The organism is Azospirillum baldaniorum (assembly GCF_003119195.2).
Taxonomy (GTDB): Bacteria; Pseudomonadota; Alphaproteobacteria; order Azospirillales; family Azospirillaceae; genus Azospirillum; species Azospirillum baldaniorum.
In genome coordinates this window covers 95,658-102,500 of sequence record NZ_CP022254.1, presented here as the reverse complement: position 1 = coordinate 102,500, position 6,843 = coordinate 95,658, and the positions used below count along the sequence as shown (strand labels likewise).

Annotated in this window: 8 protein-coding genes (1 of these 8 cut by a window edge); 1 reads left to right on the top strand and 7 read right to left on the bottom strand. The window is 67.9% G+C overall.

The window, feature by feature from the left end; translation table 11 throughout:
- Nucleotides 1–246: the 5' portion of a hypothetical protein gene (locus Sp245p_RS14785; RefSeq protein WP_014198589.1), read on the bottom strand. The gene continues 93 nt to the left of window position 1, outside the view; the window shows 246 of its 339 coding nt (coding positions 1–246); the start codon lies at nt 244–246; the stop codon falls past the left edge of the window.
- Nucleotides 247–363: 117 nt separating this feature from the next.
- Between Sp245p_RS14785 and Sp245p_RS14780 the strand changes: the two genes are divergently transcribed.
- A complete protein-coding gene (locus Sp245p_RS14780; protein WP_014198588.1) occupies nt 364–1,263 on the top strand; it encodes a DMT family transporter in 900 nt (299 codons plus the stop codon).
- Between the two features lie 18 nt (nt 1,264–1,281).
- On the opposite strand, the gene modC is transcribed toward Sp245p_RS14780, so the two are convergent.
- The 6 genes from modC to Sp245p_RS14750 form a co-directional block, all read right to left on the bottom strand.
- Nucleotides 1,282–2,373 (bottom strand): molybdenum ABC transporter ATP-binding protein, encoded by a 1,092-nt coding sequence (gene modC, locus Sp245p_RS14775; protein WP_014198587.1) that lies wholly within the window; start codon nt 2,371–2,373, stop codon nt 1,282–1,284.
- Complete coding sequence (gene modB, locus Sp245p_RS14770; protein ID WP_014198586.1) at nt 2,370–3,038, bottom strand: molybdate ABC transporter permease subunit; 669 nt, start codon at nt 3,036–3,038, stop codon at nt 2,370–2,372. The genes modC and modB overlap by 4 nt, the downstream gene beginning before the upstream one ends.
- A 34-nt stretch (nt 3,039–3,072) precedes the next feature.
- Nucleotides 3,073–3,819 (bottom strand): molybdate ABC transporter substrate-binding protein, encoded by a 747-nt coding sequence (gene modA / locus Sp245p_RS14765; RefSeq protein ID WP_014198585.1) that lies wholly within the window; start codon nt 3,817–3,819, stop codon nt 3,073–3,075.
- A gap of 24 nt (nt 3,820–3,843) precedes the next feature.
- Nucleotides 3,844–4,635, bottom strand: coding sequence for a TOBE domain-containing protein (locus Sp245p_RS14760; protein ID WP_014198584.1), 792 nt, complete (start codon nt 4,633–4,635; stop codon nt 3,844–3,846).
- Nucleotides 4,636–5,052: 417 nt separating this feature from the next.
- Nucleotides 5,053–5,784 (bottom strand): SIMPL domain-containing protein, encoded by a 732-nt coding sequence (locus tag Sp245p_RS14755; RefSeq protein WP_014198583.1) that lies wholly within the window; start codon nt 5,782–5,784, stop codon nt 5,053–5,055.
- A gap of 82 nt (nt 5,785–5,866) precedes the next feature.
- On the bottom strand, nt 5,867–6,820 hold the full coding sequence (locus Sp245p_RS14750) for a ligand-gated ion channel (RefSeq protein WP_014198582.1): 954 nt from the start codon (nt 6,818–6,820) through the stop codon (nt 5,867–5,869).
- Nucleotides 6,821–6,843: the final 23 nt, after the last annotated feature.

Sequence of the window (6,843 nt, the reverse complement as noted above, 5' to 3'; positions counted from 1 at the left end):
CAGCGTGCAGAGGTCTTCCAACCGCACGGTTTCGTTCAGGGTGTTCTCGGGGAAGGTCAGCTCGAAGGTTTCGGCGATGTGGTCCAGAACCTGTTCCAGCTGCTCGGCGGTGAGGCCGATTCCGCCGTCCAGCACGGCGTTGCGGGTCAGGACCTTTTCATCCACGCCGTATTCGTCACGGATCAGCTTCACGATCCAGCGGAACAGATGCATCCAATTGGTGATCCCGAGGATCGGCTCCGACATACCCCGCCCCTTGTGTACCGCGACCTTGGCGCGAAGAATGACACGCATTCTTTGCAAATTCATTGCGTGAAAATGCCGCTTCCGTAAGACGGCGGCGGCGCTCATAGAATGCGGCCCATGCGCGCCGCTTATCTCAATCTCGCCCTGTCGATGGCCCTGGTCGGCCTGTCCGTTCCAGCGTCCAAGGTGATCGTATCCCATATCCCACCGCTTGTGGCGGCGGAAATGCGCTTCGCCCTGGTCGCGGTGCTTCTGGCGCCCTTTGCCCTCAGGGGTGGAACGGCGGCGCTGCCGCGCAATGGCCGGGACTGGACGAGCCTCGCCCTGCTCTCCCTGTTCGGCATGGTGCTGTTCAACCTGTTCCTTCTTTATGGGCTGCGCGAGACCAGCGCGGTGGCCGCCGGAATCATCACCAGCACCATCCCGGCGATGACGGCTCTCGGGGCGGCGCTGATCCTGCGCGAGCGGATCGGAGCCGGCAGCGCCGCGGCCATCGCCTTGGCGGTCGTTGGCATGGTGGCGCTGAATCTGCGCCCCGGTGGCGGCGGTGGACCCGACGATTCCGTCGTCGGCAACGCGCTGGTGCTGGGCGCGGTGGTGTCGGAGGGGCTGTACGGAGTCTTCGCGCGACAGCTCGGCGGGAGGATTCCGCCTTTGGCGCTGACCTGTCTGGCGAATGTGCTGGCCGCGGCGATGATGGCGCCGGGCGCCCTGGCGACGCTGGGCGGCTTCGATCCGTCCGCGGTGCCCGGCTGGGTCTGGCTGCTGTTCGTGGCGTCCGGCCTGACCGGCGGCCTGCTGGCGGTGGTGCTGTGGATGCGCGGGATCGCTCATGTCCCGGCCAACCGGGCCGGGCTGTTCACCGGGCTGATACCGGCGGCGGGCGTGTTGGCCGCCGTGCTGTTCCTGGGCGAGGCCTTCACGCTGGCCCACGCCGCCGGACTGCTGTGCGTGCTGTTCGGAATCGCGATGGGAACGGGGGCGCTGCGCCTGCCCAAGCGCTTCACGCCGGGCTGAGCGCAACGCCCATCCGAATCACATCGTTTCCTGGACCAGGGCCACGCCCTTGACCTGGGCGTAGACCCGCTGGCCTGGAGACAGGCCGAGGGCGTCCCAGCTCTTGCGGGTGACGCGGGCGAGCATGCGCGCCCCCCTGCCCTCCTCGCCAAGGGCCACGACGGCCATCATCTGCACCTCGTCCTGCCGCTCCGCCGCGACGATGCGGGCGGGGAGCGCGTTCAGGATGGTGCTGCCCTCCGGCGGGTTGCGGGCGAGGCTGACGTCCGACGCCGCGATCCGAGCGCGCCGCGCCGTGCCCTGCGGCCCGAGATCGCCTGGAACGAGCAGGTGGCCGCCGTCCAGCCGCAGCAGGGTCAGACCATAGGCGTCCTCCCGCCCCGCCACCACCGCGGGCAGGGTCACCCCGGCTTCGGGCATGCGGGCGATGGGCAGGGTGGGATCTGCCTGAAGTTCCTGCATTGGGCCGGCAGCGACGACGCGCCCTTGGCGCAGCAGCACCAGATGGTCGGCGAGCCGTTCGACCTCCGCGATGTCGTGGCTGACATAGAGGACGGGGACGGACAGCACGCCGTGCAGCCGCTCCAGATAGGGGAGGATCTCTTCCTTGCTGAAGCGGTCGAGCGCCGCCAGGGGCTCGTCCATCAGCAGCAGGCGCGGCTGCGAGAGCAACGCGCGGCCCACGCCGACCCGCTGGCGCTCGCCGCCGGAGAGATGCTCCGGCGAGCGGTCGAGCAGATGCCCCAGCCCCAGCAGATCGACCACGTCGTCCAAGCGGATGTGCTCCGGCACGCCGCGGCCCACCGTCCGGCGATGGCCGAACAGCAGGTTGGTGCGCACCGACAGGTGGGGGAACAGGCTGGCTTCCTGGAAGACGTAGCCGATGGGCCGCTTGTGCGTCGGCCGGAAGGTCCGCCCCTCCTGCCAGACGTCGCCGTCCAGGGCAAAGCGCCCGTTCAGCCGCTGCAATCCGGCTGCGCAACGCAGCACCGAGGTCTTGCCGCAACCGGACGGGCCGAACAGCGCCGTGATGCCGCGGCCCGGCGCCTCGAACGCCACGTCCAGGGCGAACTGGCCGAGCGTCCCGTGGAAATGCGCCGACAGGCTCATCGCCCGCCCCGCCCGATGCGCTTCTCCAGCATCATCATCGTCAGGATCACCGTGAAGGAGAAGACCAGCATGCCACCGGCCAGCAGGTGGGCCTCGTCCCACTGCAGCGTCTCGACATAGTCGTAGATGGCCACCGACAGGACCTTGGTCTGGCCGGGGATGTTGCCGCCGATCATCAGGACGACGCCGAACTCGCCCATGGTGTGGGCGAAGCCCAGCACGGCACCGGTCAGGAAGCCGCGGCGGGCCAGCGGCACCGCCACGGTGAAGAAGGTGTCGAGCGGCGAGGCGCGCAGCGTCGCCGCCGCCTCCAGCGGGCGGTCGCCGAACGCCTCGAAGGCGTTGCGGATCGGCTGCACCACGAAGGGCATGGAGTACAGCACCGATCCGATGACCAGCCCTTCGAAGGTGAAGGCCATGGAGCGGGCGCCCCACAGGGAGGCCAGCCACCCGCCGGGGCCGTTCGGCCCCAGCAGCATCAGCAGGTAGAAACCCAGAACCGTCGGCGGCAGGACCAGAGGCAGCGCCACCACCGTAGCCACCGCCTCCTTCCACCAGGCTCCGGACCGCGCCAGCCACCAGGCCAGGGGGGTGCCGACGATCAGCAGGATGACCGTCGTCAGCGCCGCCAGCTCCAGCGTCAGGATGATCGGTTGCCAGCTCATCGGCGGGCTGTCCTTCCCAGGGAGGCCGGCATGGTCAGTTCGGCGCCCGCGTGCCGTAGCCGTACTTGGAGATCACCGCGGCGGCCTCCGGCCCCTTCAGGAAGGCGAGGAAGGCCGTGGCGGCCTCGTTGCCGGCGCCCTTCTTCAGCAGGACGGCGTCCTGGAAGATCGGGTCGTGCAGCGCTTCGGGCACCGGCCAGCGGGTGCCGTCCGGCTTGGCGATCACCTGGGACAGAGCCACGAAGGCGAGTTCGGCGGCGCCGGTCTCGGCGAACTGGAAGGCCTGGGCGATGCTGTTGCCCTGGACGATCTTCGGCTGGATCGCCTCGTAGACGCCCATCTTCTTCAGAGTCTGCACGGCGGCGAGGCCGTAGGGCGCGGTCGCCGGGTTGGCGATCGACAGCTTCTCGAAGGCGCCCTTGCGCAGCGTGTCCTCACCCAGCGGCGCGTCGCCGGCCTTGGTCCACAGCACCAGACGGCCGACGGCGTAGGTGAAGCGGGAGTCCGGAACGGCCAAGCCCTCCTCCACCGCCTTCTTCGGGGTCTCGTCGTCGGCGGCGAGGAAGACGACGAAGGGCGCGTCCTGCTTGATCTGGGCGTAGAACTGGCCGGTCGCGCCAAAGCTCAGAACGGCCTTGTGGCCGGTCTTCTGCTCGAAGGCGGTGGCGATCTCCTTCGCCGGGGCGGTGAAGTTCGCGGCGACCGCAACGTTGAATTCGTCGGCCCGGGCCGTCGCCGAGACGGACAGCAGCGCGACGGCGGCAAGCAGGAAACGCGTCATTCGAAAACTCCTTCCGATCTATCGTCAATCCACCGCAAGAATGATGTGCGATGCGTCGATCAGCGCGCAGGCCGGGTCGCCGGGCTTCAGGCCGATGTCGTCGGCGCTGCGCAGCGTGATGATGGCGGTCAGCGTCTTGCCGCCGCCGATGTCCAGGGTGATCTCGCTGTTGACCGCGCCGTCCTCGCGGCGGGCCACCACGCCTTCCACGCGGTTGCGCATCGAGGTGCGCTTCGCCTCGTCCGCCGGGGCGAGGATCACGAAAGGCGCCTTGATCAGCGCCGTCGCCGCGCGCCCCGGGAACAGGCCCAGGTCGCGCACGCTGTCACGGGTGATGATCGCGACGATCGAGGTCTGGTCCGAGACGGCCAGGGTGACTTCGGCGTTCACCGCCCCGTCGGTGATGGCGGTAACGGTGCCCCGGAGGGCGTTGCGGGCACTGGTGCGCATGAAGAATCCCCACATCAGGCTGGCCGCTGAGAGGCCGGTGCCGTTGAGTTCCGGTTCGAGCACCTGGAAGGCGCGGACCATCTCGCTCTGCAGGCGGTGGAAGGTGGCGACCAGCCGCACGCCGTCCGGCGTCAAGGCGGTTCCGCCGCCGCGCTTTCCGCCGGCCTGCGCCTCGACCAGCGGGCGGCCGAACAGGTTGTTCATGGCGTCGATGGCGTCCCAGGCCGCCTTGTAGGTGACGCCAACCGACCGCGCCGCGCCGGAAATGCTGCCCTCGCGCCCCACCGCCTCCAAAAGCCGGATGCGCTCCGCGCCGATCGGCGACGCGTGCGGCCCGGCGAACGACACCTGCGGTTGGACGGACATGAGCGGGCACCCCGAATTCGCTATATACGTTGGCTATATAACCATGCTCGGCGCAGGTGAACTAGCGCTTTTTGACAGAATCGTCGTTTTTCGAGGAATATCGGCGCGAGAGTGTAGGATGGCGATCTGAACAACCGCTCAACCCACGAAGTGCATCGTGCAAACGATGCACGACATCTGCCCATTCTGCCGATTTCCTGAGCGTATTTTGGCACTGGACGAAGGTTTATTGTTCGCTTGGCGGCGCAATCGACGGATTACGGGAACAGGATTGTCAGTTTCCGCACCATCAGGGCCCATCAGCCATCCGCAGGCTGCGCCGCCCGCCGCCTTTTGGGCGGGGGACGGCCGGATGCGGCGAATCCAATATATAGGCGACCTATACAGCGAGGGAGCGGGCGGAGCGCTGCTGCCCCGTCAATCCACCAGTTCCCAGTCGAGCGTGGACACGACGCGGACGACCTTGTCGATCTGCCGGCTTTCCATGATGCCGGGGGCCTCGTCGCGGGCGAGGATCTGGAACAGACCCTGGTTGGCGCGGCGGATGCCACCCAGAGTGGCGCCGCTGTCGGTCGCAAACTGGGTCGCCGCCTCGCGCGCCTTAGCAGTCGCCTCGGCGATCATCTCGGTCTTCACGTCGTTCAGCCGGGTGAACAGGTAGTTGGGGCCGGAGCCCATGCCCGGCTCCCCGCCCAGGGTGACGCCCTGGTCGAGCAGCTCCGCCAGATTCTGGCTGGCGCGGTCGACCCGCTCCACGTCCGGGCTGCGGATCATCAGGGTGCGGGTGAGGATGTAGCGCTGGTCCGCCGGCCCCTGGCGGTAGGCCTGGGCGAGCAGGTCCACGAGATCGAGCGAGCGCGAGACGACGGCGTCGGCGCCCAGCCCGTAGCGTTCCAGAAAGGCCAGCACGGCCTTCTCGTCCGCCGCCGTCTTCGCCTGGACGGCGGACAGGTCGTCGCCGGTGGCGACGAAGCGCACTGGCCAGAGGGCGAGGTTGGCCTTGACCTCGCGCTCGGCGGAGCCCTTCACGGTGACGAAACGGTCGGCCAACCGGACCTGGGCGACCTCGCGCCCCGCCGACCAGCCCGCCACCGCGATTCCGATGGCGAGAAACGCCGCAGCCGCCAGCGCCGTCCGGTTTCCGATCATCCCACTCTCCCTCGTCGCTCTTCGCGGAGCATGACGAAGGATTGTGGCGAAGCTCAGGCCGGAACGGCGCCCTCCGCCAGACTCACACCGTGGTCAGCCAGACGCACAGCAGCGCGTAGGCGACGGGGAAGATCACCAGGGACCAGCGGTCCAGGATCAGGGCCTTCGCCGCGTTCCGCTCGTAGATCATCAGCGACACCGCGCTCTGCATCAGGCTGAGGAAGATCATGCCCATGGAGGCGAGGTTGACCCGGTCCGACAGGGTGAAGCCGCTGCTGCGCGGCAGGTCGCTGGCGATGACGAAGTAGCAGGCGACCACCGCGAACAGCGCGCCGATGCCCAGGCCGAAGCGGGGGTCGAGGTCCACCGGCTTCACCAGGAAGGCCAGGAAGGCCACCAGCGAGGAGATGAAGATGGTCGAGAAGGTCTTGATGTAATAGACCGAATCCGGCCGCTCCAGGGTGATCGCGTGGGTGTAGCGGGAATAGACGGACTCGTGGTTCTTCGGCAGGGTGATGTCGCCGTAGTTGGTGCGGTAGTGGTGCGCCGAGATGGTGGACCCGTTGTTGATCAGCGTGTAGCCGGAGACGTCGACGTCGGGATCAACGGTGCTGTTGTCGGTGTCCGGCACATAGACCACGTATTCCGCCGTTTGGTCGCTGTCCTCGATCACCAGACGGATGGTCTGGGTGTCCAAGGGGAAGCGGCTGACGTCCCAGGGCTGGTTCAGAACGGCCTGGACGCGCGCCTGCCCATAGTTGGTGTCCTTCAGCTTGCGGACCGGGGTGGGCGTGCGGGATTCGATCCGCCCGTTCATCAACTCGAACGTCTCCAGCGGGTTCAGGGAGTCGTCGTCCCAGCGGAACCAGACGTAGAAGTCCACATTGACCTGATTGTCGCGGAGGTTCACCCCGGTGATCTGGTTGACGTAGGTGCCGACCACCACCTTCGATGGCCCAGGGGGCGTTTCCGCCCTCGACGCTCCGGGTAGGCCGGTCAGAAGGATGGCGAGGAACGCCAGCGCGTACCGAATCATGATGCCCTCTCCTTTCCTGCCGG